General features: G+C 60.1%; 23 protein-coding genes and 4 pseudogenes. 13 read left to right on the top strand and 14 right to left on the bottom strand.

What is annotated here, in order from left to right; all coding sequences use genetic code 11:
- The first annotated feature begins 82 nt into the window (after window positions 1-82).
- The 6 genes from AU14_RS06930 (at window position 83) to AU14_RS06915 (ending at window position 5,030) form a co-directional block, all read left to right on the top strand.
- Entirely contained in the window at window positions 83-985 is a 903-nt protein-coding gene (locus AU14_RS06930) for a helix-turn-helix transcriptional regulator (protein WP_041339856.1), read from the top strand.
- 9 nt (window positions 986-994) lie between these two features.
- Window positions 995-2,758 (top strand): ExeM/NucH family extracellular endonuclease, encoded by a 1,764-nt coding sequence (locus AU14_RS06925; RefSeq protein ID WP_052471989.1) that lies wholly within the window; start codon window positions 995-997, stop codon window positions 2,756-2,758.
- A gap of 55 nt (window positions 2,759-2,813) precedes the next feature.
- Complete coding sequence (locus AU14_RS21000; protein ID WP_236744507.1) at window positions 2,814-3,080, top strand: hypothetical protein; 267 nt, start codon at window positions 2,814-2,816, stop codon at window positions 3,078-3,080.
- On the top strand, window positions 3,077-3,256 hold the full coding sequence (locus tag AU14_RS20995; RefSeq protein WP_236744506.1) for an alpha/beta fold hydrolase: 180 nt from the start codon (window positions 3,077-3,079) through the stop codon (window positions 3,254-3,256). The genes AU14_RS21000 and AU14_RS20995 overlap by 4 nt, the downstream gene beginning before the upstream one ends.
- Window positions 3,257-3,267: 11 nt before the next feature.
- Complete coding sequence (locus tag AU14_RS06920; RefSeq protein WP_236744505.1) at window positions 3,268-3,792, top strand: alpha/beta fold hydrolase; 525 nt, start codon at window positions 3,268-3,270, stop codon at window positions 3,790-3,792.
- A 203-nt stretch (window positions 3,793-3,995) separates the two neighbouring features.
- Entirely contained in the window at window positions 3,996-5,030 is a 1,035-nt protein-coding gene (locus AU14_RS06915) for an AraC family transcriptional regulator (protein ID WP_052471988.1), read from the top strand.
- A 9-nt stretch (window positions 5,031-5,039) separates the two neighbouring features.
- Here AU14_RS06915 and queE read toward each other — a convergent pair.
- Both queE and queC read right to left on the bottom strand, forming a co-directional pair.
- Window positions 5,040-5,695 (bottom strand): annotated as a pseudogene (gene queE / locus AU14_RS23235) (7-carboxy-7-deazaguanine synthase).
- Window positions 5,695-6,359 (bottom strand): annotated as a pseudogene (gene queC / locus AU14_RS06905) (7-cyano-7-deazaguanine synthase QueC). The pseudogenes queE and queC overlap by 1 nt, the downstream one beginning before the upstream one ends.
- A gap of 274 nt (window positions 6,360-6,633) precedes the next feature.
- On the opposite strand from queC, the gene AU14_RS20980 reads away from it, so the two are divergent.
- The gene (locus AU14_RS20980) at window positions 6,634-6,906 is read left to right on the top strand and encodes a hypothetical protein (protein WP_236744502.1); all 273 of its coding nucleotides are present in this window, start codon (window positions 6,634-6,636) and stop codon (window positions 6,904-6,906) included.
- Complete coding sequence (locus tag AU14_RS20975; RefSeq protein ID WP_236744501.1) at window positions 6,897-7,079, top strand: hypothetical protein; 183 nt, start codon at window positions 6,897-6,899, stop codon at window positions 7,077-7,079. Before AU14_RS20980 ends, AU14_RS20975 begins: the two co-directional genes overlap by 10 nt.
- Here the strand turns inward: AU14_RS20975 and AU14_RS06895 are convergent.
- Window positions 7,070-7,366 (bottom strand): hypothetical protein, encoded by a 297-nt coding sequence (locus tag AU14_RS06895; protein WP_236744500.1) that lies wholly within the window; start codon window positions 7,364-7,366, stop codon window positions 7,070-7,072. The two genes, AU14_RS20975 and AU14_RS06895, sit on opposite strands and share 10 nt — an antisense overlap.
- A gap of 544 nt (window positions 7,367-7,910) precedes the next feature.
- Between AU14_RS06895 and AU14_RS06890 the strand changes: the two genes are divergently transcribed.
- Window positions 7,911-8,183 carry a hypothetical protein gene (locus tag AU14_RS06890; RefSeq protein ID WP_041343724.1) on the top strand — a complete coding sequence of 91 codons (273 nt, stop codon included), beginning with the start codon at window positions 7,911-7,913 and terminating at the stop codon, window positions 8,181-8,183.
- Window positions 8,184-8,235: 52 nt separating this feature from the next.
- Here AU14_RS06890 and AU14_RS06885 read toward each other — a convergent pair whose 3' ends face one another.
- The 6 genes from AU14_RS06885 to AU14_RS20955 are packed head-to-tail and all read right to left on the bottom strand — an operon-like array spanning window position 8,236 to window position 12,839.
- Window positions 8,236-8,649, bottom strand: coding sequence for a response regulator (locus AU14_RS06885; RefSeq protein ID WP_041339855.1), 414 nt, complete (start codon window positions 8,647-8,649; stop codon window positions 8,236-8,238).
- A gap of 46 nt (window positions 8,650-8,695) precedes the next feature.
- On the bottom strand, window positions 8,696-9,262 hold the full coding sequence (locus AU14_RS06880; RefSeq protein WP_041339853.1) for a hypothetical protein: 567 nt from the start codon (window positions 9,260-9,262) through the stop codon (window positions 8,696-8,698).
- A gap of 16 nt (window positions 9,263-9,278) precedes the next feature.
- Window positions 9,279-9,914: an Hpt domain-containing response regulator gene (locus AU14_RS20970; RefSeq protein WP_041339851.1), complete on the bottom strand. Its 636-nt coding sequence runs from the start codon at window positions 9,912-9,914 to the stop codon at window positions 9,279-9,281.
- A complete protein-coding gene (locus AU14_RS20965) occupies window positions 9,821-10,525 on the bottom strand; it encodes a response regulator (RefSeq protein WP_236744499.1) in 705 nt (234 codons plus the stop codon). Before AU14_RS20965 ends, AU14_RS20970 begins: the two co-directional genes overlap by 94 nt.
- A 23-nt stretch (window positions 10,526-10,548) precedes the next feature.
- Window positions 10,549-11,148 (bottom strand): sensor histidine kinase, encoded by a 600-nt coding sequence (locus AU14_RS20960; protein WP_236744498.1) that lies wholly within the window; start codon window positions 11,146-11,148, stop codon window positions 10,549-10,551.
- Entirely contained in the window at window positions 11,100-12,839 is a 1,740-nt protein-coding gene (locus AU14_RS20955; protein ID WP_236744497.1) for a 7TM diverse intracellular signaling domain-containing protein, read from the bottom strand. The genes AU14_RS20960 and AU14_RS20955 overlap by 49 nt, the downstream gene beginning before the upstream one ends.
- Window positions 12,840-12,967: 128 nt before the next feature.
- Here AU14_RS20955 and AU14_RS06865 point away from each other — a divergent pair, with 128 nt between their 5' ends.
- Entirely contained in the window at window positions 12,968-13,996 is a 1,029-nt protein-coding gene (locus AU14_RS06865) for a hypothetical protein (RefSeq protein ID WP_041339848.1), read from the top strand.
- Window positions 13,997-14,011: 15 nt separating this feature from the next.
- Here the strand turns inward: AU14_RS06865 and AU14_RS06860 are convergent, their stop codons facing one another.
- Complete coding sequence (locus AU14_RS06860) at window positions 14,012-14,269, bottom strand: hypothetical protein (protein ID WP_041339846.1); 258 nt, start codon at window positions 14,267-14,269, stop codon at window positions 14,012-14,014.
- 211 nt (window positions 14,270-14,480) lie between these two features.
- Here AU14_RS06860 and AU14_RS06855 point away from each other — a divergent pair, with 211 nt between their 5' ends.
- The gene (locus AU14_RS06855; protein ID WP_041339843.1) at window positions 14,481-14,825 is read left to right on the top strand and encodes a hypothetical protein; all 345 of its coding nucleotides are present in this window, start codon (window positions 14,481-14,483) and stop codon (window positions 14,823-14,825) included.
- Window positions 14,826-14,836: 11 nt separating this feature from the next.
- Here AU14_RS06855 and AU14_RS06850 read toward each other — a convergent pair whose 3' ends face one another.
- A complete protein-coding gene (locus AU14_RS06850; RefSeq protein ID WP_041339841.1) occupies window positions 14,837-16,123 on the bottom strand; it encodes an EstA family serine hydrolase in 1,287 nt (428 codons plus the stop codon).
- A 174-nt stretch (window positions 16,124-16,297) separates the two neighbouring features.
- On the opposite strand from AU14_RS06850, the gene ybaK reads away from it, so the two are divergent.
- Entirely contained in the window at window positions 16,298-16,768 is a 471-nt protein-coding gene (gene ybaK, locus AU14_RS06845) for a Cys-tRNA(Pro) deacylase (RefSeq protein ID WP_041339838.1), read from the top strand.
- Between the two features lie 13 nt (window positions 16,769-16,781).
- Complete coding sequence (locus tag AU14_RS06840; RefSeq protein WP_041339836.1) at window positions 16,782-17,975, top strand: cation:proton antiporter; 1,194 nt, start codon at window positions 16,782-16,784, stop codon at window positions 17,973-17,975.
- Window positions 17,976-18,067: 92 nt separating this feature from the next.
- On the opposite strand, the pseudogene AU14_RS06835 reads toward AU14_RS06840, so the two are convergent.
- The 3 genes and pseudogenes from AU14_RS06835 to AU14_RS06825 all read right to left on the bottom strand — a co-directional run bounded on the left by AU14_RS06835 (window position 18,068) and on the right by AU14_RS06825 (window position 23,471).
- Window positions 18,068-20,310 (bottom strand): annotated as a pseudogene (locus AU14_RS06835) (NADP-dependent isocitrate dehydrogenase).
- Window positions 20,311-20,684: 374 nt separating this feature from the next.
- A pseudogene (locus AU14_RS06830) lies at window positions 20,685-22,675 on the bottom strand (acetoacetate--CoA ligase).
- Between the two features lie 16 nt (window positions 22,676-22,691).
- Window positions 22,692-23,471: a 3-hydroxybutyrate dehydrogenase gene (locus tag AU14_RS06825; protein WP_041339833.1), complete on the bottom strand. Its 780-nt coding sequence runs from the start codon at window positions 23,469-23,471 to the stop codon at window positions 22,692-22,694.
- Between the last annotated feature and the right edge of the window lie 13 nt (window positions 23,472-23,484).

The raw sequence follows: 23,484 nt of genomic DNA, 5'->3' as shown, positions 1-23,484 counted from the left end.
ATTAATGGGTCGTAACAGACTGCACGTACCAGAGCAGGTAACATGAATTTCAGCTATTTATTAGACTCGTGAGCGCGTCGTTATGAAAAAAACGGACTGGCCCATTCGCTGGGATTTGCTGCTTCGCTACCGATTGATCGAAACCATTGCCTTGTGGGAAGGTCGCCTGACCACCAACCACATCTGTCACAGTTTTGGCATTGGTCGTCAACAGGCATCGAAGGACATCAACACCTATCTGCGCGAACTTGCCCCGGGCAATCTGGTCTATGACCGGCACCTGAAGGGCTATGTCCCGGCTCCCAACTTCCAGCCGGTGGTGACCCGCGGGCTGGTGGCAGAGTACTGGGATCTGCTGGCCCGCCAGCAGAACCTGAGCACCACCTTCGAATCGCTGGATATCGACTTGCCCGAGAGCACCATCGTGCAGGGTCCAAACCGGGTCATCTCCCCGGAAACCATGCGCGCAGTAGTGCTGGCAACACGTCACGGCCGGCAGCTGCGAGCCAGCTACGTGTCCCTGAGTCGCCCGGAAGCGGTCGAGAGCATCCTCGAGCCCCACACCCTGGTGTGCACGGGCAACAGCTGGCACCTGCGGGCCTGGTGCGAATCCAACCGGGAGTTCCGGGACTTCGCCCTGAGTCGTTTCCATCGGCCGCCCGAGGCACTGCGCCAGCGCGCCAAACGCGGCCGCCAGCAAGACAACGACTGGAACCGCGAAGTCACCATGGTGCTGACCCCGGATCTGCGCCTGACCGAAGCCCAGCAACGCATCATTGCCCGGGACTACGGCATGGAGCGGGGCCGGCTTGAGGTTGAAACCCGCGCGGCCCTGGCGCCTTACGTGTTGTCGCGCCTGGGTATCACCCTCGACAACCAGCATCCGGACCCTCTGGTGCAACAGCTGGAACTGGCCAACCCGGACCAGCTAGGCTTTGGCAGCAAGCGGGAGCGGGCACTGAAAGCGGTAGCCGGCGTCTGCTAGACTGACGGCGTGACCACCACCGCCCGCCTTCTCCTTCGTACCACCGCCCTGGCGCTGTTGCTCCTGCCCCCGGCAGGCGCGGCAGCGGCATCCTGCGGTGATCCCGCCACCCCCATTGCCCGCATTCAGGGTACTGGTGACCACTCGCCCATGGCCGGTCAGACCGTTACCGTCGAAGCCGTCATGAGCCAGGACAGCCGTCAAAAGGGCGGTTTTCGGGGTTTCTACCTGCAGCAGGCCGACCACCAGACCGACTCCGATCCGCGCACCTCCGAAGCCCTGTTCGTGTACACCCGCCGCAGCACCGGTGCCATCGGCGATCGCCTGCGCATTACCGGTACTGTGAAGGAATTTCACGGGCTCACCGAACTGGTTGGCATCAAGGCTATCACTCGTTGTGGGCGCGAGCCCATACCGGCCCCTGTTGCCCTGAACCTGCCCTGGCCACAGCACCCAGAAACCCTGGAAAACATGCGGGTGCGCTTCGAACAGCCGCTAACAGTGATCGACAGCCACAACCTTGCCCGCTACGGCGAACTTACCCTGGCCCGGACCGATCAAGTCAACGCCACCGAGTACCTGGAGCCCGGACCGGCGGCCCAGCAAGTCACCGAGCGCCAACGCCTGCAGCGGGTGGTGCTGGATGACGGCCACCGGCAACAGCAGCCTCGGCCAGTACCCTGGCCGCCGGGAGGGCTGACAGGCGACAACACCGTGCGTGCCGGTGACCGTTTCAGTCAGCTCGTCGGCGTTCTGGATTTCCGCTTCGGCGACTGGCGACTGCAGCCCCAGCCAACGCCGGAGCTGCTGCCGGCCAACCCCAGGCAGCCGCCGCCAGCACGCCCTGAACAGCCACACCTGCGCCTCGTCACCCTGAATTTGGCCAATTACTTCAACGGCAATGGCGAGGGCCAGGGATTTCCCACCAGTCGTGGCGCGCGCTCACAAACCGCCTACGAACACCAGCACCAACGCCTTCTGGCCGCCTTGCGGGCGCCGGATCCGGACATCCTCGCGCTCACCGAACTGGAAAACGACGGCTATGGCGCCACCAGCTCGGTGGCCGAACTTGCCGAGGCCCTGGGGCCAAGCTGGCGCGTTGTGACCACCCCCGGCGTCGACGGCCAGGATGAGATCCGCACGGCACTGCTGTACCGCTCCGATCGGGTGCAAACCAGTGGTCGGGCCGAGCGCCTGAATACTGGACTGTTCCGGCACCGGGGTCGGCCACCGGTAACTCAGGTGTTCCGCGCCAAAGCTGGCGACGCCGGGGTTCGAATCATCGCCCTGCACCTGAAATCGAAATCCTGCCGCGGCGCCACCGGAGCCGACCAGGACCAACGGGATGGCCAGGGCTGCTACAACGATCGCCGGGTTCGGGCCGCCCAGGCGATCGTGCAATGGCTCTCGGAATTGCCCACGCCGGACCACCTGGCGGGCACTCTAATTACCGGTGATCTCAACGCGTACGCCCGGGAAACACCGCTTGAGGTATTCCGCAGCGCCGGCTTTGCCAGCATGGTGCACCAGCTCCAGCCCTGCGATGCCAGCACCTGCCCGCACTACACTTACCGCTACAAGGGCGCCCGCGGCTCGCTTGACTACACGCTGGCGTCCGGCCCCTTGCAACCCCGAATCCTGACCGCCGCCACCTGGCTACTCAACGCCGACGAGCCCCGGGCCCTAGCCTATGACGGCCCGCTCGACATCAAATCAGCTCTGCCCTGGCGCTCCTCCGACCACAACCCGGTGATCACTGATATCCGACTCTGACGATGACCACACGACGGCGCCGGGCTCTCGCCAAAAACCTGGCCAAACTCGGGTTATGACCTCATCGCCACCGGGAGCCGGCTCACTGGCCAAGGCCCCGAGGTCCACGGCCGCTACACTGGGCTTCTGTTGCCAGAGTGATCACGCCCATGAAAATGCCCACACCCAATCTGTGGCCCCTTGCCAGAACCGGTCAGCGCCTGCTGCACCAGCCAAGCGCCGAATAACCATGGTGGATGCCCACCGCATGGTCTACCTGGAGCGCGGCAGTGCGGGGCCAGACCGGCCGACCCTGGTGCTGATCCACGGCTTCGCTCAATGAAGGAAAACTGGGGCTTCTGGTTGCCACGCCTGCCGCGGCACTGGCATTTACTGGTCCCGGATCTGCCCGGGCTAGGTGAGAGCGACTACCAGGTCGACGCCAATTACGGCTACGAGGCCCAGGCCCGACGCTCCGGGACTGGCTCACCGGCATACCCACCGACAACCTGCACCTGATCGGCAGTTCCATGGGCGGCGCCATTGCCGCCGTACTGGCCCACCAGCTCCCGTCCGCACCACGTTCACTGACCCTGCTCAACAGCGCCGGCATTCCGGAGCGCCCGGACAGCGAACCGCAGGCGCGGGTGGAAAACCACGCTGATGACCTGTTAATCCCCCGGGACTGGAAAGGGGTGTATCGCATGTTCAACAGCGTCAGCGACGGCAAAGCCACCATCTCCGGACTCGCCATGGCCGGTCTGCTGGGGCCGGACCTGCTCCAGCGAACCCCGGCCCTACGCCATATTTTCCGGGACATGGCCGCCGATGGCCTGGCACCGGTGCGCTACCTCGGCCCCTCGACGCCGCCGCTACAGGTCCAGTGGGGCGACCGGGACCGGATCACCCCGACTCGTTGTGTCGACTGGTTTGCCGGCGCAACACCCAAGGCCGAGGTGCACGTTTTCCGCGGCGTCGGCCACCTGCCCATGCTGGAAAACCCGAACCGATCAGCCCGCGTTCTGCGCGACTTTATCAGCCGTCACGGCCACTGAGTCCATGCTCCCCTGTTGTTAGACAGGGACCTGTCCAAATGGGTCAGTTGGCCCGTTTGGCCTCACCATCTGTCAGTGGGGTCATGGGGGGCGGCACAAGTACAGGTCATAATCCTTGGCAATCCGCACCCTTTGATAACAACAACAGCTTGAATACGAGGAACCTCCATGCGCGCGTCCACCTCCACCGCACAGGATCTGGCATGCCAGCCATCTACCTGCACCTGCTGGCCGACCTGCTGCACAGTATCGGTATCGATGAGAAAGCCCTGCTGCTGCGGGTTGGTCTCGATCCGCTCAGGCTGAATTCTCCCGACCTCAGGGTCAGCCAGGCCCAGGCCAGCGAATTTGTCACCCGGGCCATCATTGAAAGCGGCGAACCTGGCCTCGGCATCATGCTGGCGCGGGAACTGAAGATGCCCCTGCACGGCGCTCTGGGCACCGCAATCATGAGCAGCCGCACCCTGGAGCAGGCACTGGAGCTAATGACCCGCTACCTGACACTGCGGGCACCGAACCTGCACGTCACCACCCGGCTCAGCAATGGCAATGCCTGCTATTCAGTGACCTGTGATCAGGATTTGGGGCCGCTGCAGGGTTTCATCATGGACGCCATGTTGTTCGGCTGTATTTTTATGGGTGCGCAACTGACCGGCTCGACCGTACCCGGCTTCCGGATCCTGCGGCGGGGGCCTGAGCCCTCCTTCTTCCAGCGTTTCCGCCCGACGCTGCCGGTACCGGTGGAATACGGGGCTACGGAAGATGCGTTGCTGATCCCGGTCAGCCATCTCGATATGCCGATCCGCTTCTGCGACGACCAGCTAGCCGAATCCTCTCGGATTAAATGCGAAGAAGCGCTCAGGGAACTGACAGAAGACGCCGGCTTTGCCTGCCGGGTACGGCGGGTGATTGAAACCAGCTACCCATTCCCGCCGAAACTGGCGCGAGTGGCGGCCACCCTGTTCGTGTCCGAACGAACGCTGAAACGCCGCTTGCAGGAGGAATCCGCCAGTTTCCAGAATTTGGTGGATGAGGTACGACTGGAGCGGGCCCGGGCTTTGCTAACCACCACCGGCATGAACCTGAGCCAGATTGCCGACGCCTTGGGCTACGCTGACGCTGCCAATTTTACCCGCGCCTTCAAGCGCTGGACCGGAAGCAGTCCGAGCCGATACCGCAACTGGGCGCGGCAACCCAAGGCAAAGCCAGCACCAGCAGCAATGGCCGCCAGCGTCTGAGACAGCAGTTCAGTCGATGCCGATGATCTTGTGCATCTGCAGGGTCAGGCGCCACTGGGGGTGAGCCAGACAGTACTCGGTGGCTTTTCGGGTATTGCTCTGCTTGATCGGATCCGGGCCTGACCCGGGTACGGTGGGTGACGCCATCGGTGACAGGAAATAGTGCCGGGCACGAATGTGCTGGAATCGATCCGGCATGGCCAGGACCTGTGGATAAACCAGCTTGAGTTCATCACAGGTTTCCAGCACCACCTGGGCATCGGCCTTCGGGCTCACGCACAACCAGTCGATGCCCGCCGGGGCCGGCAGAGTGCCGTTGGTTTCCACCCCCACCTCAAAACCTTCCCGGTGCAGGGCTTCAATCAGCGGCACGTCCAGCTGCAGCAGAGGCTCCCCACCGGTACAAACCACATAGGGCGCCCAGGAGCATCCGGCCACAGGCTGCGGATGTGCGCCGCAAGCGCTTCGGGGCTCTCGAACTGGCCACCGTTCTGGCCATCAGTGCCGACAAAATCAGTATCGCAGAAGTTGCACACCGCCCCGGCCCGATCCTTTTCCCGGCCAGTCCACAGATTGCACTTGCTGAACCGGCAAAAGACAGCAGCACGTCCAGCCTGGGCACCCTCGCCCTGCAGGGTGTAAAACGCTTCCTTGACCCGATACATCAGGCACTCTCCTCATACGCCAGGGGGTCGGTTACGCCATGGCTGGCGAAGGCTTCCAGACGCTCGACACAGGAGCCGCAACGACCGCAGGCCCGCTCCCGGCCGTTGTAACAGGTCCAGGTCTGGCTGTAATCGAGGCCCAGCTTTAGCCCCTCGGCCAGAATCTCACCCTTGTCCAGGGCCATGAACGGCGCCTCGACCGCCACCGGTTCGTAGTTGGCTACCCGGCATACCGCGTCCATCTTCTCGACAAACTCGGGACGACAATCGGGGTAGATGGCGTGATCACCACCATGGGCGCCATACCAGACGGCACCGGCACCAACGGTAACGGCATAACCGGTGGCCAGTGACAACAGAATCATATTGCGGTTGGGAACACCGTCGCCTTCATGCTGTCTTCCTCGTAGTGGCCTTCGGGCACATCTACCTCCGAGGTCAGCGCCGAGCCGGCCATCACCTCGCCCATGGCCCGGATATCGATGACCTTATGGGGAATATCGAGGCTTTCACAAACTGCCGACGCGGACTCCAGCTCCCGAACATGACGCTGCCCGTAATTGAACGACAGCGCATGCACGTTCAGGCCCCGAGCCCGGGCCACATGCAGCAGCGTGTAGGAGTCCATGCCTCCGGAAAAGATTACAACCACGGTGTCAGTCATTCGGAATCCCCAGTCGGTGAAGCGCAGGTTCAAGCGGCCAACGGCCGCGCCCAATACAGGTGGCTGTCATCAGGCTTTTACACTCAGTGGACATATTGTAACAGTGCATGCACAGGTTGGGTTCGCGTCTCACGACCGGGGCGGGTAAACTCGGCTAAAAACAACGCATCGACTACACTGAGCCCATGACCACCGACAGCACCCGGCCTTCATTGATTTTGAGGCTTCCAGCCTCGACCTGATCGCGAGTTATCCGATTGAGGTCGGTCTCTGCATGCCCGATGGCACCCTTCATAGCTGGTTGATCGCCCCACACGTACTTTGGCAGGACTGGTCAGACAGTGCGGAACGAATCCACGGTATTTCGCGGGCAACGCTGGAAGCCGAGGGTTCCTCGGTACGGGACGTGGCGCACCACCTGAACGAATTGCTACCAAACCAAGTGTTTTGCGATGCCTGGACCTTCGACAGCTTCTGGCTGCACCGGCTATTTCGGGCAGCAAGATACGGCCGGAGTTCCAGCTCGAATCCATCTCCATGCTGCTGAACACACAGCAGGTCCGGGAATGGTCTGCGGTGCGCCAGGAGGTCATCGTTGAGTTGGGCCTACCGGTACACCGGGCCGCTAACGACGCGCTGATCCTGCACAAGACCTGGGAACGAATCCGGCCAGAGGACAATGCGCCTTTGCCATCTACGGATCACAGTCATCAGGTCTGATGCCTGATGGCTAATGCCTGATACTGATAGACCCCGAAAAACCTGGTCGTTAGTGGCGAACGCCTTTGGCGCGCAGAGCGATGACTTCCAGACCATCCCGAAGTATTCAGGGTCCAGTAGGTCACCAGGGCCATCAAGCCTGCGCCAACGACAGTAAAGATAAGATCTTCGCCGACTGGCTTTTCCTGTGCCAAAACCATGTACAGAGCCAGGGCGGCGATGAGGGCAAGTTCGATAATTACATGAGAGCGGAATTTGTTGCGGATAGAACCGGCTTGGTCGGTCATTTGCTTAGGTTTAAACCTCGTTGAACTTCGATATGAATGATTAATCGATGTGCAAATTATCACCAGTTTGATGTCAAATTTCTGTACGAAGTAATGGCTACGAGGTTTCCACTATCAAAAAAAAACGCAGCCAAGAGGCTGCGTAGAAAGGAGAGATCCATGCAGTTTCTGGCTCACCAGAAGCTGTGGATTGCACAACGTAAAAACACGTGACGCTTGAAATTATCCCGACCAGGCCCCAAGCCGTCTGTACGGGTTTGCCGAAGCTCCCAGACTCTTGCAAACCCGCAACTAGCCTATACACTGATGACTGAACCGAACCACAAAGAGCCGGTATGTCGAAGATGATCACACAAACCTGTTTCCAGTCCGCTACAGATTGCCGCGTCGCGCAATCTGCGCGCGCTATGGTGAAAGACATCTAACGGCTTTCGGTCAGTCCCGGGAGCCTCAGCAGCGACCGGGTCAGCTTCTCCGCAAGAACCCCGGTTGCTCAGGCTCCGGGGTTTTGTTTTTGCAGCCGCAAAACGACAAGGAGAACATCATGAAAAGACAACCGACAACACGTGCAGCAAACCAGCCTGAGCATCAGCGTCCCGGTGCCCTGAAGCGCCCGGCCAAGCTGCCGCTGCTGGATGCGATCTGCAAAAAACTGAATCAGCGAGTCAATCTCGACGACGAACAGCGAGTGCTGGGTGTGTACGAGCGTGGCTGGATCTTCAAGGGCGTGCTCGGCAATCTTGATGGCGCTGAAGCCCGCTATGTCAGGGCCCTGGCCACTCGCTACAATTCCTGGATTGCCCGTCAGGTGGCTTGATACTTAACCGCGACCGGTCCTGCCTGTCAGGACCGGTGCAGCGCCAAAGCGGCTAGTGGCGGCGATTGAATTCAAGCACCACGGCCGATTCACCGCCGTGCACAATTGAGTAGTTGCTAATCACATCGGAAATCTTTTCCTGGGAGTAGGGTTTAACCACGTAGCCATTGGCGCCGGCACTGATAGCACGCTGGATACTTTCAATGGAATCGTCAGCGGTCACCAGCACTATGTGCTGCTCGGCCCGAGTCCCCTTAAACGCCCGCATCAACTCGTGCCCGTTGCCATCGGGCAGCCCCAGGTCGAGCAGGATAATCTGAAACTCCTGATCCGCGAACGCCGCCTTGGCTGCCGCCGCGTCGACACAGGCAAACACCTGAGTGGCACCGGCCTGATACAGCATGTTGACCAGCCGCTCGCGCATGATTGGCTCGTCTTCTACGACCAGCACCCTGAGGTCACTCATTGATTGTCTCCTTCAGTCTCTTGCACCCGGTCATTGTCTGATTCCTTCATAGCGGATCGTTGCCCGACCGCCGTGGCAGATCGAGCGGTCCAGGCCGGACATCGCCGGAGTGATGGGGTGCGCCCGTCCCAGCACCATAGACATCGCCATAGCCGGTCCCTGAATCTCCGCCTTCGGTGCCAAAACCGGTCAGGATGTTACTGATGCTGACCGCCGTGGAATACAGCGAGATAGCGATAATCAACAGAATCGGCTGCACAAATGCCACGAAACCGGGCACCTGATTACTTCCCAGTATACTCAGCATAAGAATAATCGCAGGCCCGAGCACGGCAAACAGCGTCAGGGCGATAAAGAACACGATCCGTTCCTTGTACCGACCCAGATCCCGGTTGGTCACCAGCCCCAGCACGAACTTACCGATGGCCAGGCCGGCGAGGATGGCGGCCGCAATGCTCAGGTCCGGGCGCATCAGGGTCTCGTAGAGCCGGCCATCCCAGAGTCGCTGCATGCCCAGTACCAGGAATGGAAAGAGCACGAACAGGATATCGGCGTAGGTACCGTACATCATGCTCAGGGAAAACTGTTCGCTGCGGGGTTGCTTGTTATTCATTAGCCAGTTCCTGTCTTTATTCTGAGAAGTGCGATCGTGGCGATGTGACGGCGGCCGAACACGCTCGTTCAATCATCGCATTGAGTTCATCCAGCTCGCCGCGAACCTGCCCCCAATCCGGAGCCCCGGTTTTCAGCAGAGCCTCAACCGTGCCCGCCTGCTCGGTCATTTTCGGGTAGCCCATGGCCCCCGCAGTGCCCTTGATCTGATGGGCCTCGGATTTCAGAGTCTCGACATCGCCGTGGATGCAGGCCGAGTCCATGCGCCGCTGACGCTCCGGCAGACCTGCCAGGAACTGAGGCACCAGGCGTTCAATGTCTTCATCCTCAACGTCGCTTCTGACACTGCCAGTCTGGGGCCGGAGATACCGCTCCAGCAGGGCCTGAACATGGGTGTGGTCAATGGGCTTGTTAAGCACATCGTCACACCCGGCCGCCAGCAGGGCGTCACTCTCTTTCTGGTCGCCAGCGGTGAACGCAATAATGGGGCGCCGGAAACCGGTCTGGCGTAGCAGCCGGGTGGCGGCAACCCCGTCCATGCCCGGCATGTGGCTATCCATCAACACCAGATGGATCGACTCGGACAGGGCCCGGCGCACCGCGTCCTCACCACTGGCCACCGCCAGCACCTCCAGACCCTGCCGGCCCAGCATCCGCTCCACCAGGCGACGGTTGTCCTCGCTGTCCTCAGCCACCAGAACCCGGCCCTTGAAGCACGGGCCGGAGGTTCGACCGGTTCCGGGCTGAACTCCAGGTATCTGGCAAGGGCTTCGTAGAAACGCTGTTTATCAATGGGTTTGGCCAGATGCTCGTTGCAGCCCGCCAGACGGTAGTCGGCTATGTCTTCGGCCATGACGTTGGCGGTGAGCGCAATCACCGGCGTATTGACGCCAGCCTCCCGCAACGCCGCAGTGGCATCGCGGCCATTCATCACCGGCATCTGGATATCCATCAGGATCAGATCGAAATAGTCGCGCAGGGCCAGCTCGAGGGCCTCAGCACCATTGCCCACGTGCACCAGCTCGGCACCAGTGCGTGCCACCAATAGCGACACCAGGCGCCGGTTGGTCTCGTTATCTTCGGCGCAGAGAATGCGCCCCGTCAGTCTCGGCGCCAGCACCATCGGAATGGAGCGCCGGCGTTGGCTCAGTTCCGAGGCATCCCGCAGGAAATAGACATTGGCAAGGGCTCCCGTGCGGATCGACAGTTCAAATTCACTGCCCTCGCCGTAAGTGCTGCGCACCTCGATATCTCCACCCAGCATTTCTGCCAGGCGCCGGGAAATACTCAGCCCCAGCCGGTGCCGCCGTATTGCCGGGAAATGGCGGCGCTGCCCTGGGCAAACGGATCGAACAGCCGGACCAGCTGTTCCGGTTTCATCCCGATACCGGTATCCACCACCCGGGCAACCAGAGTTTCCTGCGCGCGATCGCACCGAATCGACAGTGAAATAGAGCCTTTTTCGGTGAATTTAAGCGCATTTCCGCACAAATTAATAATTATTTGCCGCAGTCGGGTGGGATCCGTGAGAATCCGTTCTGGCAACGGATATTCACAGACAATGCTGAACTCCAGGCCCTTTTCCCGGGCTCTCGGGGCAAAGAATGCTCGGATTTCATCCAGTAGCTCCGGCAAGTCCACCGACACCACGTCCACGGCCAGTTTGTTGGCGTCGATCTTGGAGTGATCAAGAATATCGTTGACCAGTTCCAGCAGGTGCCGGCCACTGCGCACAACCGTTTCCGCGCTACTGCGCTTTTCCTGGGGACTCAGGTCCGGTTCCAGCAGGGTCTCGCCATAACCAATGATTGCCGCCAGCGGAGTCCGGATTTCGTGGCTCATGTTGGCCAGGAACTGGCTCTTGGCCTCGGCCGAGTTGCGCGCCACTTCCTTTTCCAGCCGCTCCTGTTCGCGTTCGCGCTCGATACGCTGACGCTGGCGACTTTCTGTGGCATCAATGCAAGTGCCTTCCAGATGGGTAGCTCGCCTTTCGCGTCGTATACCGTGTGCAGGGAGATGTTGGCCCAGCGCTCTTCACCATCGCAGGTCAGGTACCGGGTTTCCACGCCCTTGATCGTACCCTCAGCTTCCAGCTGCGCCACTACTTTCTGCCGAACCTGATCATCAACAATGCAGGTTTCCAGCACATCGAGGTTACGAGCCAGCAGATCACGGGCACTGCTGTACCCCATCAGTTCTGCCATCGCAGGGTTAACGGTGATGAAGCGACGATCCGGCGACATCTGAAACACACCCTCAATGGCGTTATCAAACAACGACTGATAGCGCTGCAAATTCGACAAGGCCCGTTGACTCCAGCCCAGGGCTTCGCCCTGAACCTGCTTGATCCGGTCAGCCAGGGCGAAGGAAAACAGGATGATCTGGGCCGTCAGTCCGATCTGTGGCGAGTAGTTGGTGAGGGGATTGAGCGGCAGATAGCCCATCACCGTGAGGGCATAGACTCCGAACCCGATCAACGCCAGGGTCCAGGCAAAGAAGTAGGAGCGGGCGGCCGGGTTGTAATAGCGCCAAGACAGATAGCTGACCACGATCAGCACCACACTGAGCACCAGTGAGCCAATCACGATCCACTCCATCGCCACATGGTAGGGCAGGAACAGCGACAGCACGCCCGTTACCACCACCGAGTACAGGCACAGCCGCAGCACCTGATCGAGATCGGCCGAGCGCTCCGGGGTTTCTAGCAGATGGCGAGCCATCAGCAGACCCCAGAACCAGGTCATGATGATCTGAAAATGCAGGTAGGCCTTATCAAACAGCGCCGGCCGGCTGTCCAGCAACTGGATGCCATGCACCTGTTCCGTGACGATGAATATGGCCGCTGAAACCAGATAGAGCACGTAATAGATATTACTGCGTTCGCGCACAGATACTGCAACAAACAGGTTGTAGGCAAGGATGGCCAGCACGGCGCCTAACAGCAGCCCCCGCACCACCTCGTCCACGGACACTTTCTGGATGTAGGCATCGGGATGCCAGAGGGTGAGCGGCAGACGGAAGGTGTTGGTGTTGGTAATGCGCAGATAGACGGTGTTGACCGCATCCGGCAATAACCCGAGCCGGAAGGTAGGATTAGGGACGGCCAAGTCCCGCTCGGTCCAATTGTCCTGGTAACCGGCCCGGCTCTGCTGCACGACCTCCCCTCCCTGCACCAGATACAGCCGCACCTCATCCACCAGGGGCAGGGCCAGCTCCAAGATCCAGTCGCTGGCCCCGGCGCTACCAAGCGTGCGCACGTCAAACCGAACCCAGTAGGCGGATTCGGTGTAACCGAAGTTGAGCACCCCTCCATCGTGCCGGGTAAAAGCGCTGAGACCGCGATCCTTGACGGTATTGAAATCCAGCTGCTGTTGAGGGTCTTCCAGGTACCAGATACAACGGCTCAGATCACGGACGCTGGTGGTACTGCTGTTCAAAACCAGTGAGCCGTCACGACAGGCGGGTTGTATAGAAGCTGACGACGACAGAGATGCCGTCAGCAGGATCAACAACGCCACCAGCACGCGCAGCGCAACGCGAACCACTGAAAGCGATGTCGAATAGTGCCGTTGACGCAAAATGTGATCTCCGCGCGGGCAGATGCCTGTCTTATCGTTTATTGTCAGCATTCACAGCGGGCCCGAGAATCCCGCAGACAATCACTTTAGCGGTTTACCCGCGTTTGCGCACCTCAGGGTCCGACTAAATGAGACATATCCGCCACTTCATTCGGATCGCCTGCATCCCTCTGGTGCTTGCCGGCTGCGGTTCCGAGGATTCCGGGCCAAGTGCCTTCAACCCCGCCACTAATGTGGATGTCACCTTTTCAACCTTTACCCTGACCGAGGCCACCGCCATCCTGCTGTTCAGTGATTTGGTTCTGGCGGTAAAACCGGCTGACAGTAGTGACAACGCTGACCAGGATATCGCCGCAGACATCCGCGCCCAACTCGCCGTCTTTATGGATTTGACTTATCCGGACAATACCCCGACGGCCATCGCCTCGGTGCGCAACCCGCTGGATTTGATGCGCCGGGTGATTGGGGAAAGCGCTGTTGGCAATTTTATCGATGGCCGACGCTACATGAGCGAGCGCATTGATGACGGACAGGCTGGCGAGTACAGCAACACCACCAACAACGTCTCAATCCGATTCACCGATCAGCAGGCGCTGACAGACGGGCTAGGGGTGTCCGAGTACAGCTGGCGTTACCCGATCGTGAAATGGGTGTACACGCCAGACAGCTCCAATCGGGTCACCCGGGTGATCAACTGGGTGGCTTCCGGGTCGTTCGAGGCAGAAACCACCAACCCCAGCGCCACCCTCGGTACCCAGTACCTGGCCCGGGACTTCCAGACCTCCGGCTATAATGACGGCGCCCGGGCCCTCACAGAAGGCAGCATCGTGATTGAGGGCGAGCGGGAAATGGCGTTTGTCCGGGAGTATCAGGGGCTCAACACCGACATCGTGCGAATTGATGGCACGGCTATTGGCACCAACGGGGGCACTGAAGGTGGGCCGGAATTCGAGTTTGCAGGGGAAACCGTTGATTGTCTGCGCATTGAGATGAACTACACCGATCCGTCCGTTGCGGTGTTCACCTCACTGGACGAACCACCGCAACAGGACGATCCCGACAACCCCGGCCAAACCGAAGCCAATCCGGATTACTGCCTGAATCTGGAAACCCCGACATCAAACTACGCCACCGCGCCTAGCGGGCTGCGCAACTGATCTGGCCCTCGACGGTCAGCTCATGCTCCGATCATTCAGGTCCCAGTTCTGCAGAAAGCCTTTTTTCTGGTCGATCATGCGTTGGTAACTGGAAATCACGAACTGGGCGTGAGGTGCCTGGGTCAGACGCAGGACTTCAATGCGGCGCTGCAACCGTTCAACTTCCGAGCTGACGCGCTGGTGCACGTGGTTGCGGACACTGTCGTGGTGATCAAGGTCCACCGTTCGTTCGAACTGGCCCTGGTGGGCGGGCGTGGGCGCTGGCTTGTCCATTCGGCATCTCGTCCATTGAGTGTTGATAAGGTCCATCTCCCAACTTCGGAGTGTGCCCAGCTACTACGCCAAGTGCAATAAAAATGAACAGAGTTTCACTTTTATTCAGGCGCCGGGACTGGGTCACCGCTCTCCCCACTTGGCCAGCCCTGCTATAGTTCCCTTTAGATCATTCCCTGTAAATTATTCCCTGTACTGTCCGAGAGTGACCATGCCCCAGACCTCCGTCTCCGATACCCTCCGTGAATACCTGTCCCTGCTGGAACTGCTGGACGACGCCTATTGGGAAGCCGGCAGCATCCATCACAAGGACATGCTGTACGACATCATCAGCATTTTCAGTCAGGAAGTGGCTGAAATGAACAAGCTCAGCATCCAGGACCATCACTACCCGTACGAGGTCATTACCGAGGGTATCCGGCGGGTGGTACCCAAGCTGGAGAGACTGGATGAAAACCGTGAGGATGTGATTCAGAGAACCCAGACACTGACCGACTTCCGCGACATCCTGTCGTCAGTGCTGGGCATACTGGAAGACCAGCTGAGAACGCTCTGACCCCGGTAGCCTTACGCAGCTACCAGTGGCCGCTGATTCTGGGGGATCAGGGGAAAGTTCTTGCAGACGGTGTAAACAAACTTGGCCAGTGCCGGCAGATGGTGACCAACAATCGGGAAACCGGTGTTCAGCAGGCTGACCGAGATGTCCCGCGCCGGATCGGCCCAGCACAGCTTGTTGATCAGGCCGACGTGGCCGAAAGCATCGCGACTCTGCGGCCCCCAAAGGCCAACCGGATTCCCGCCCAGCATCAGGCCCGCACTGAAGCGCATCGGAATCATCATGGTCCGGTCTATCTGCAGTGAACCGAACTGCTGGATAGCGCGCCGAACCGTCATTTCGCTGCAGATCCGCTTACCATTCCAGAGCCCACCATTGAGCATCATCTGGTAGAACCGCCCCATTTCCTCAGCCGTGCCACACAAGTTACCAGCGGGAATAACCGCCTCCTGGAATCGGGGATCGTTGGTGACCTTTTCCACCGTCCGGATGTCGCTGCCCAGGGCACGATTGACGATCCAGGACACCGGGAACCGGGGGGTTGGGCCAGTGGCGTAATTGCTCGCGAGCTGGTGCAGGTGTTCCGGGGCAATGCCGTAGGTGAACCACTTCATGCCCATGGGCTGGCGCAGGTGTTCATCCAGGAATTCTTCGATGCTGCGACCAGTGACCTTCTCCAGCACCCGCTGCAACACGAAACCGCCCGTAATGGCGTGATAGGCCACCTTGGCACCGTCGACTTCTACCGGCTTTGCTTCACACAACAAGCGCCAGATTTCATCCTTCTGCCAGAGCACTTCAATGGGGGTATCCCGGGGAATCGCAGGAATGCCGCCACGATGGGACAGCACCTGATGCACGGTGATCGTACGCTTTCCGCCCTGGGCGAATTCCGGGCAATAGTAGGCCACCGGATCAGTCAGATTGACCAGGCCCTGCTCAGCCAGCATGTGAATCAGCAGCGCCGTCACCGCCTTGGAGGCAGAAAAATAACAGATCGGTGTATCGGTGGTCATGGCCGACTTCAGGACGCCTTCACTGTCGTTAGGACCATTGCCGGTGGCGTGTCCCAGCGCCCGATGCAGCACCTGCTCACCCCGGTGGCGCAGTGACAACTGCAAGCCCGGATGCACGCCAGTACGATACAAAGCCTCGGCACTCTGCCAAATAGCATCAATCGTCTCCTGGCTGACACCGACCACGTCCGGGCGTTCGCCCGCAGTATCGCGGTAGGTAACGGCGGACAAGTCTGCAGGGACTTCGCAGGTGTGCAGGGCACGGCGCGCTAAACGATTCATCCAGATACAACCTTAATTCAGTGGTTTGTTTTTATTGCTGGTTCAGGCGTCATTATGAACATGCGGGAAGAGGTGTGCCATAGGTGTACGTTGAGCACGCCATGCGCGCCAGCAGCGAGCTCGCCGTTCCGACTGTGCTAAATTCTATCCTATCAAAACTTATCAGGAGACCCCATGACCCCGGGAATCAACGCCGCCAGAAAAGCCAGGGTTGTCCACGACATTCACGAGTACCATCACGATCCGGCCAGCGAAAGCTACGGCTCCGAAGCGGCGGAGAAGATCGGCGTCGAGCCCGGCCGTGTGTTTAAGACCCTGGTGGTGGCGGTGGATGGCAAGGAACTGGCCGTTGCGGTGGTTCCGGTAACCGCCCTGTTGAGCATGAAACGGATTGCCCGCGCGGCCCAGGGCAAAAAAGCCGCCATGGCGGACCCGGAGGCGGTCCAGCGCAGCACCGGCTATGTTATGGGCGGGGTCAGTCCACTGGGCCAGAAGCGGCGGCTGAAAACCTTCATCGACGCCTCTGCCCAGGCTTACGACACCGTCTTTGTTAGTGCCGGTCGACGCGGCTTGGAGATAGAGCTGGCGCCGAAAGATCTGGCAACGCTCACCAGCGGCCGGTTTATAGAACTCCAACAGGAATAATCAGGAAACGCCTGTGCACCATGCAATGGATTTGCTTCTGATCGGTGGCACCTTGCTGTTGGCTCTTGCAGCCCACGGCCTGGGACAAAAGATCCATGTACCCCGGGTCACCCTGATGTTGTTGCTTGGAGCCCTCGCCGGCCCAGACCTGCTCGCACTGCTTCCGGAAGACAGCGATCAAAGCTTTGGCTTTGTCACTCAGTTGACCCTGGCACTGGTGGGCTTTCTGCTCGGTGAGAGAATGTCCATGAAAGACCTGCACGAAGGTCGGGAAGCACTGATCCTCAGTCTGGCGGTTACTCTGGCCACTGCAACGGTTGTCACGCTGGTCGTCTGGTTAATCACCGGCGACGGTGTCGCAGCGTTGCTCCTCGGCGCCATCGCCACGGCAACCGCCCCGGCAGCGACCATGGACGTGCTAAAGGAGGCCGGGGCCCGAGGCCCACTGACCAGGCTTGTCTACCAGGTAGTTGCCATTGACGATGCCTGGGGCGTCATCCTGTTCAGTCTCGCTCTGGTGACTGCCGGGCTGCTGGCCGGTTCCTCTGACATGGGATGGACAATTTTTGGCCAGGGACTTGCTGAAGTCGGCGGCTCGATTGTGCTTGGTCTTACGCTGGGCTTTCCCATGGCCTGGCTGACCGGTCGGCTAAGGCCGGGTGAGCCGATGCTTCTGGAATCCGCCGGATTCGTCTTTATCGCAGCGGGCCTGGCCAGCCTGCTGGGGGCCTCCTATCTGCTGACGTGCATGACGCTCGGGGTCGTTGTGGCTAACCGGGCAAAGCATCATGTCCGTCCTTTTAGATCCATTGAAGGTATTTCCGAGCCGTTTCTCGCACTGTTCTTTTTCATGGCTGGCTACCAGCTGGAATGGTTCATGCTGCCAGCACTGGGTGCCCTTGGCCTCGCCTACGTTGGAGCCCGAATTGCCGGCCGGCTTCTGGGCGGCCAGATTGGCGGCTTTCTGGCCGGATCGGACCACCACACGCGCAATCGTATCGGCGCCTGCCTGATGCCTCAGGCTGGTGTCGCGCTCGGCCTGGCCCTGTTGGCGACCGAACGGTTTCCTCACTTGGGCTACCTGTTGCCGCTGGTGATTGGTGCCACGGTGATTTTCGAACTGGTTGGCCCGCCCTTGACGTTATTGCAACTCCGCCACGCTGGGGAAACTGGCCAGGGCGGCGAGGAGGACAAGGACGAAGACTGAGTACAGGCGATAAAAAAACCCGGAGAGCCAGGTGGCTGTCCGGGTTTTTTTGATCGATCCGACCAGCGGCCGGATCTGGATCCTTACAACGCTTACTTCACTGAAGTACGGGCGTCGGCAAGAATCTTGTTCAGCGTGGCGCTGGGCTGCATCACTTCGCAGACTCGCTCCGTCGGCGGGTGGTAGTAACCACCGATGTCGGCCGGATTGCCCTGAACGTCGGTCATCTCCTGCAGGATCTTGTCCTTGTTCTCTTCCAACTGCTTGGACAGCTTGGCGAAGAACTCTTTCAGATCCTTGTCGCTGTCCTGGTTGGACAGCTCTTCCGCCCAGTAACGGGCCAGGTGGAAGTGGGAGCCACGGTTATCGAGCTCACCGGTCACGCGGGACGGTGACTGGTTGTTCTCGAGCAGGCGCTCGGTAGCCTTGTCCAGAGTCTGACCCAGCAGACGGGCGCGCTCGTTGCTCTGCTTCTCACCCAATTCGTCCAGGGACACCGCGGTCGCCAGGAACTCACCCAGGGAATCCCAGCGCAGGTGGTTTTCCTGAATCAGCTGCTGCACGTGCTTGGGCGCGGAACCGCCAGCACCGGTCTCGTACAGACCACCGCCGTTGAGCAGCGGCACGATGGACAGCATCTTGGCACTGGTGCCCAGCTCCAGAATCGGGAACAGGTCGGTCAGGTAGTCACGCAGGACGTTACCGGTCACGGAGATGGTGTCGAGACCGCGAATCAGGCGCTCCATGGTCCAGCGGATAGCACGGACCGGCGACAGGATGTGGATTACGAGACCTTCTGTGTCGTGTTCCTTCAGGTAGCTCTCAACCTTCTTGATCAGCTCGGCGTCGTGGGCACGCTCGTCGTCCAGCCAGAATACCGCTGGCATGCCAGTGGCACGGGCACGGCTGACGGCCAGCTTGACCCAGTCGCGGATCGGCAGGTCCTTGGTCTGGCACGCGCGCCAGATGTCGCCTTCCTCAACGTTGTGCTCGGTCAGCACGGTACCATCTTCGGTAATTACACGAACAACACCCTGTTCCTTGATTTCGTAGGTCTTGTCGTGGGAACCGTATTCTTCGGCTTTCTGCGCCATCAGACCAACGTTCGGTACCGTACCCATGGTGGTGGGATCAAAGGCGCCGTGGTCTTACAGAAGTTGATCACTTCCTGGTAGATGGTGGCGTAGGTGGACTCCGGCATTACCGCCTTGGTGTCCTTGAGCTTGTTGTCCCGGGCCCACATCTTGCCGGAGTTACGGATCATCGCCGGCATGGAAGCGTCAACGATAACGTCGCTCGGTACGTGCAGGTTGGTGATGCCCTTGACCGAATCAACCATGGCGATTTCCGGACGGTGCTCGTAGCACGCGTGCAGGTCTTCCTGGATCTCTTCCTGCTTGGACTCCGGTAGCTGCTTGATCTTCTCGATCACGCTGGACAGGCCGTTGTTCGGGTTCACGCCAATCTCGTCGAACAACTGGCCGTGCTTGTCGAACAGGTCCTTGTAGAAAACCTTCACCGCGTGACCGAACACGATTGGGTGAGAGATCTTCATCATGGTGGCTTTCACGTGCAGGGAGAACATCACGCCAGTGTCTTCGCAATCTTTGATCGCATCTTCGAAGAACTTCACCAGCGCGGTCTTGCTCATGAACATGCCGTCCAGAACTTCGCCTTCCTGCAGCGGCAGTTCAGACTTCAGCACGGTCTGTTTGCCCTGTTTGTTCTCGAACACGATGCGGGCTGTAGTGGCCTTGTCCAGGGTGACAGACTGTTCGCTGGAGTAGAAATCGCCACCGCGCATGTGCGCCACGTGAGTGCGGGAGGCCGGGCTCCACTCGCCCATGGAGTGCGGGTACTTGCGAGCAAAGGCTTTGACGGCAGTCGGCGCGCGACGATCGGAGTTACCTTCACGCAGGACCGGGTTTACGGCACTGCCCAGAACCTTGGCGTAGCGAGACTGAATATCTTTCTCTTCGTCGGTGTCCGGGTGCTCTTTGTATTCCGGTACCTTGAAGCCCTGCTCGTTCAGCTCCTTGATGGCAGCACGCAGCTGCGGGATTGAAGCTGAAATGTTTGGCAGTTTGATGATGTTGGCGTCCGGGTCTTTGGTGTACTCGCCCAGCTCCGACAGTGCATCCGGAACCCGCTGACCTTCTTCGAGGAAGTCCGGGAAATTCGCCAGGATACGCGCCGCGAGGGAGATGTCGCTGGTTTCAAACTCGATACCAGCCGGCTTGGCGTAGGTTTCCAGGATAGGAAGAAGTGACCGTGTTGCGAGGGCAGGTGCCTCGTCGGTCAGGGTATAGACAATCTTGGCTTTGGATGATGTCATTTTCGTCCTCAGGCTAATGGGTGGGTTCAGGACGGTCATGGCTAGGTCGGGCGTCTTGTGAACGGCTTACCCAAGCAATGACTGATTAGGAACTTTTGATAGACCTACTAAGATACCATTTTTTAACGAAATGGGGTTACGATCTTAGTATAAGAACGGAGTAAAAGTTCGCTAATTCCCGTTACAGGACGATGAAATGCCTCGAATTTACGAAACTTTCGTACATTCGGGATTCGAACTTGGAGGGTCGCGGTGGTGTTGCCGGTCTCCAAAACCCGCTCGAGCACATCCATGTGACGCTTGAGCTCCGCCATCCATGGCTCCGCACAGTTTTGGCGACCAGCAACCCCACCGCTCGTCCGGCTTGGTCGGTTTTACCCTTTCGGCAGCAGCTCCACTGCTGCCAGCTGATCCCGAATGTGGTCCAACGCTTCTGGATTGGACAAGGCATCCCGGTTGTCAGCTTTGGTTGAGCCGTTGATCAGGCGGGCCACCGCCAGTTCAACCTTCTTGCCGCTGCGGGTGTAGGGGATGTCAGCCACGTCGACAATGTGCTTGGGCACGTGCCGCGGGCTGGCGCCTTCGCGAATGCGGGTGCGCAGCCGTTTCATCAGGTCCTCGGTAAGGCTCTGACCTTCCGCCGGCACCACCAGCAGCACGACTTCCACGTCGCCTTCGATCTGGCGGCCCACCACCAGGCTGTCTTTCACTTCCGCGATGGTCTCAACCTGACGGTAGATTTCCGCGGTGCCGATACGGACACCGCCCGGGTTCAGGGTAGCATCGGAGCGACCGTAGATGATGGCTCCCCCGTGCTCGGTAAACTCAATGAAATCGCCATGAGCCCAGACACCTGGGAAGGTTTCGAAGTAGGCGCCGCGATAGCGGGCGCCGTCGGTGTCGTTCCAGAAGCTGACCGGCATGGAGGGCAGCGGCTGGCGACAGACCAGTTCGCCCCGGCCATCGGTAACCGGCTGGCCATCGTCGCCGTAGGAACCGCATCAACACCCAGGAACCGGCACTGGATTTCGCCTCGGCGCACCGGCAGCAACGGTGTGGCACCCACGAAGCAACCGCAAATGTCGGTGCCGCCGGCAATGGAGCCCAGCAGCACGCCGGGCGCGCCATCTTCATAAACCCAGTCGTAGTCTTCCGGCAGCAATGGTGAACCGGTGGAGAACAGCACCCGCAGATCTTTTAAGTCCAGATCCCGGGCCGGGGTCAGCTCGGCCTTGCGGCAACCGGCCAGGAAGCGGGCACTGGTGCCAAAATGGGTGACCTTTTCAGTGGCCACGGTTTCCCACAGGGAATTCAGGCTGGGATAGCCCGGCGAGCCATCGACCGTAATTACAGCGGCACCGGTCATTAGCGCGGACGCCTGCCAATTCCACATCATCCAGCCACAGGTGGTGAAGTACAGGAACCGGTCTTCCGGCCCGACATCGCCGTGCAGCATCAGCTCCTTGGCGTGGTTGACCAGCAAGCCGGCACTGCCATGGACGATGCACTTCGGCTGGCCGGTGGTGCCGGAGGAGTAGAGGATATAGACCGGATGATCCGGATCCAGCGGGGTGAACGACGGCGCCTGTCCGGCACCGGCGGCAATGGCCTGATCCCAGGGGGTGACCAGTGCCCCGGATATCGGCGCCTGATCCGGTAACTGCGCCACGCTGACTACACACTTCAGCGACGGCAGGCCAGCGACCAGTTCGGCGAAATCGTCCTGGCGGGCAAACACTTTGCCTCCGTAGCCGTAGCCATTGACCGCAATCAGGGCTGTCGGCTCAATCTGGCTGAAGCGGTCGAGGATAGCGCCCACCCCAAAGTCAGGCGAGGCCGAGCTCCAGATGGCTCCCAGGCTGGTCGCTGCCAGCATACCAACCATCGCTTCGTAGCCATTGGTGACAACGCCCGCGACCCGATCGCCAGACACGATACCCTTCGAAGTCAGAAACGCTTCCAGAGCACCGACGTCGGCTTTCAGCTCGGCGTAGGTGCGGCGCAGCACCGGCCGGGTTTCGCAGTAGGCCACTACGGCTTCGTGGTTGGCATGCTCACCATCCGCCAGCCGCAGCAGGTTGGCGGCAAAGTTCAGCTTCATCCCAGGAAACCACTCGGCACCCGGCATGTCACGCTTGCCCAGCACGCGCTCGGCCGGCTGGTGGCTGACCAGGCCGCAGTAGTCCCAGACCTTGGCCCAAAAGGTTTCCAGATCGTCGATCGACCACTGGTGCAGGGCGTGATAATCCGCAAACGGGCCATAACCCTGGCCTTCCAGCCAGGCGCTGAACTCGCCCATGCGCGAATGCCGGAGCATTGTCTCTGAAGGTGACCAGACGACCGGCGCTTGTTCTGTGTGACTCATCCGTCTCTCCTGTGTCTTATTGCATGTGCCAGCCGTGGCTAACCACGATGGATTGACCGGTCAACGCGGCTGACGGGAACGCCGCCAGATGAACGGCCAGCTCGGCAACATCTTCCACGGTGGTGAACTCACCATCCACGGTGTTCTTCAGCATCACCTTACTGATGACGTCTTCCTCGGACATGCCCAGTTCTTTGGCCTGTTCGGGAATCTGTTTGTCGACCAGCGGGGTGCGGACAAAACCAGGGCAAATGATGTTGCTGCGTACCCCGTGTTCCGCACCTTCTTTCGCTACGGCCCGGCACAGGCCCAGCATACCGTGCTTGGCCGCCACGTATGGCGCCTTCAACGGCGAGGCTTCCAGAGAGTGGACCGAGCCCATGTACAGCATGGTGCCGCCACCGCTGGCGTACATCTGCTTGAGCGCAGCCCGGGTCACCAGGAAAGCGCCGTCCAGGTGCACGTTCATCACCTTGCGCCAGTCGGAAAATGACAGCTTGTGCACGGCATCGATGTGCTGGATGCCGGCATTGGCCAGAGCGATGTCCAGACCGCCCCATTTCTCGACGATGGCGGCCACACCGGCGTCCACGGCGTGCTCGTCGGTGACGTCCATGGCTAGGGCCATGGCGGTACCGCCGGCCTGCTCAATGGCGTCGACCGCTTCCTGTGCACTTTCCAGGGTCAGGTCAGCAACCGCGACACGGGCACCTTCACGGCCGTAGTGCTCGGCAATGGCCCGGCCGATGCCACGACCGGCACCGGTGATCAGTGCAATCCGGTTTTCCAGACGCATTGGTATTTTCTCC

The sequence above is a fragment of the Marinobacter similis genome (genome assembly GCF_000830985.1).
Taxonomy (GTDB): domain Bacteria; phylum Pseudomonadota; class Gammaproteobacteria; order Pseudomonadales; family Oleiphilaceae; genus Marinobacter; species Marinobacter similis.
The sequence above is the reverse complement of the archived record's forward strand: the minus strand, read 5'-3'. Positions and strand labels throughout refer to the sequence as shown.

What these genes read in the sequence shown, in the direction of transcription:
- ybaK (WP_041339838.1), top strand. Translation starts at nt 16,298, where the DNA reads ATGACCCCGGGAATCAACGCCGCCAGAAAAGCCAGGGTTGTCCACGAC.
- AU14_RS06850 (WP_041339841.1), bottom strand. Translation starts at nt 16,123, where the DNA reads ATGAATCGTTTAGCGCGCCGTGCCCTGCACACCTGCGAAGTCCCTGCA.
- AU14_RS06915 (WP_052471988.1), top strand. Translation starts at nt 3,996, where the DNA reads ATGCCAGCCATCTACCTGCACCTGCTGGCCGACCTGCTGCACAGTATC.
- AU14_RS20970 (WP_041339851.1), bottom strand. Translation starts at nt 9,914, where the DNA reads ATGCTGGGCCGGCAGGGTCTGGAGGTGCTGGCGGTGGCCAGTGGTGAG.
- AU14_RS06860 (WP_041339846.1), bottom strand. Translation starts at nt 14,269, where the DNA reads ATGGACAAGCCAGCGCCCACGCCCGCCCACCAGGGCCAGTTCGAACGA.
- AU14_RS06865 (WP_041339848.1), top strand. Translation starts at nt 12,968, where the DNA reads ATGAGACATATCCGCCACTTCATTCGGATCGCCTGCATCCCTCTGGTG.
- AU14_RS20975 (WP_236744501.1), top strand. Translation starts at nt 6,897, where the DNA reads ATGCTGCTGAACACACAGCAGGTCCGGGAATGGTCTGCGGTGCGCCAG.
- AU14_RS06920 (WP_236744505.1), top strand. Translation starts at nt 3,268, where the DNA reads ATGGGCGGCGCCATTGCCGCCGTACTGGCCCACCAGCTCCCGTCCGCA.
- AU14_RS06855 (WP_041339843.1), top strand. Translation starts at nt 14,481, where the DNA reads ATGCCCCAGACCTCCGTCTCCGATACCCTCCGTGAATACCTGTCCCTG.
- AU14_RS20995 (WP_236744506.1), top strand. Translation starts at nt 3,077, where the DNA reads ATGAAGGAAAACTGGGGCTTCTGGTTGCCACGCCTGCCGCGGCACTGG.
- AU14_RS06885 (WP_041339855.1), bottom strand. Translation starts at nt 8,649, where the DNA reads ATGAGTGACCTCAGGGTGCTGGTCGTAGAAGACGAGCCAATCATGCGC.
- AU14_RS06890 (WP_041343724.1), top strand. Translation starts at nt 7,911, where the DNA reads ATGAAAAGACAACCGACAACACGTGCAGCAAACCAGCCTGAGCATCAG.
- AU14_RS20965 (WP_236744499.1), bottom strand. Translation starts at nt 10,525, where the DNA reads ATGCTGGGTGGAGATATCGAGGTGCGCAGCACTTACGGCGAGGGCAGT.
- AU14_RS21000 (WP_236744507.1), top strand. Translation starts at nt 2,814, where the DNA reads ATGACCTCATCGCCACCGGGAGCCGGCTCACTGGCCAAGGCCCCGAGG.
- AU14_RS06930 (WP_041339856.1), top strand. Translation starts at nt 83, where the DNA reads ATGAAAAAAACGGACTGGCCCATTCGCTGGGATTTGCTGCTTCGCTAC.
- AU14_RS20980 (WP_236744502.1), top strand. Translation starts at nt 6,634, where the DNA reads ATGCCCGATGGCACCCTTCATAGCTGGTTGATCGCCCCACACGTACTT.
- AU14_RS06880 (WP_041339853.1), bottom strand. Translation starts at nt 9,262, where the DNA reads ATGAATAACAAGCAACCCCGCAGCGAACAGTTTTCCCTGAGCATGATG.
- AU14_RS06895 (WP_236744500.1), bottom strand. Translation starts at nt 7,366, where the DNA reads ATGACCGACCAAGCCGGTTCTATCCGCAACAAATTCCGCTCTCATGTA.
- AU14_RS06825 (WP_041339833.1), bottom strand. Translation starts at nt 23,471, where the DNA reads ATGCGTCTGGAAAACCGGATTGCACTGATCACCGGTGCCGGTCGTGGC.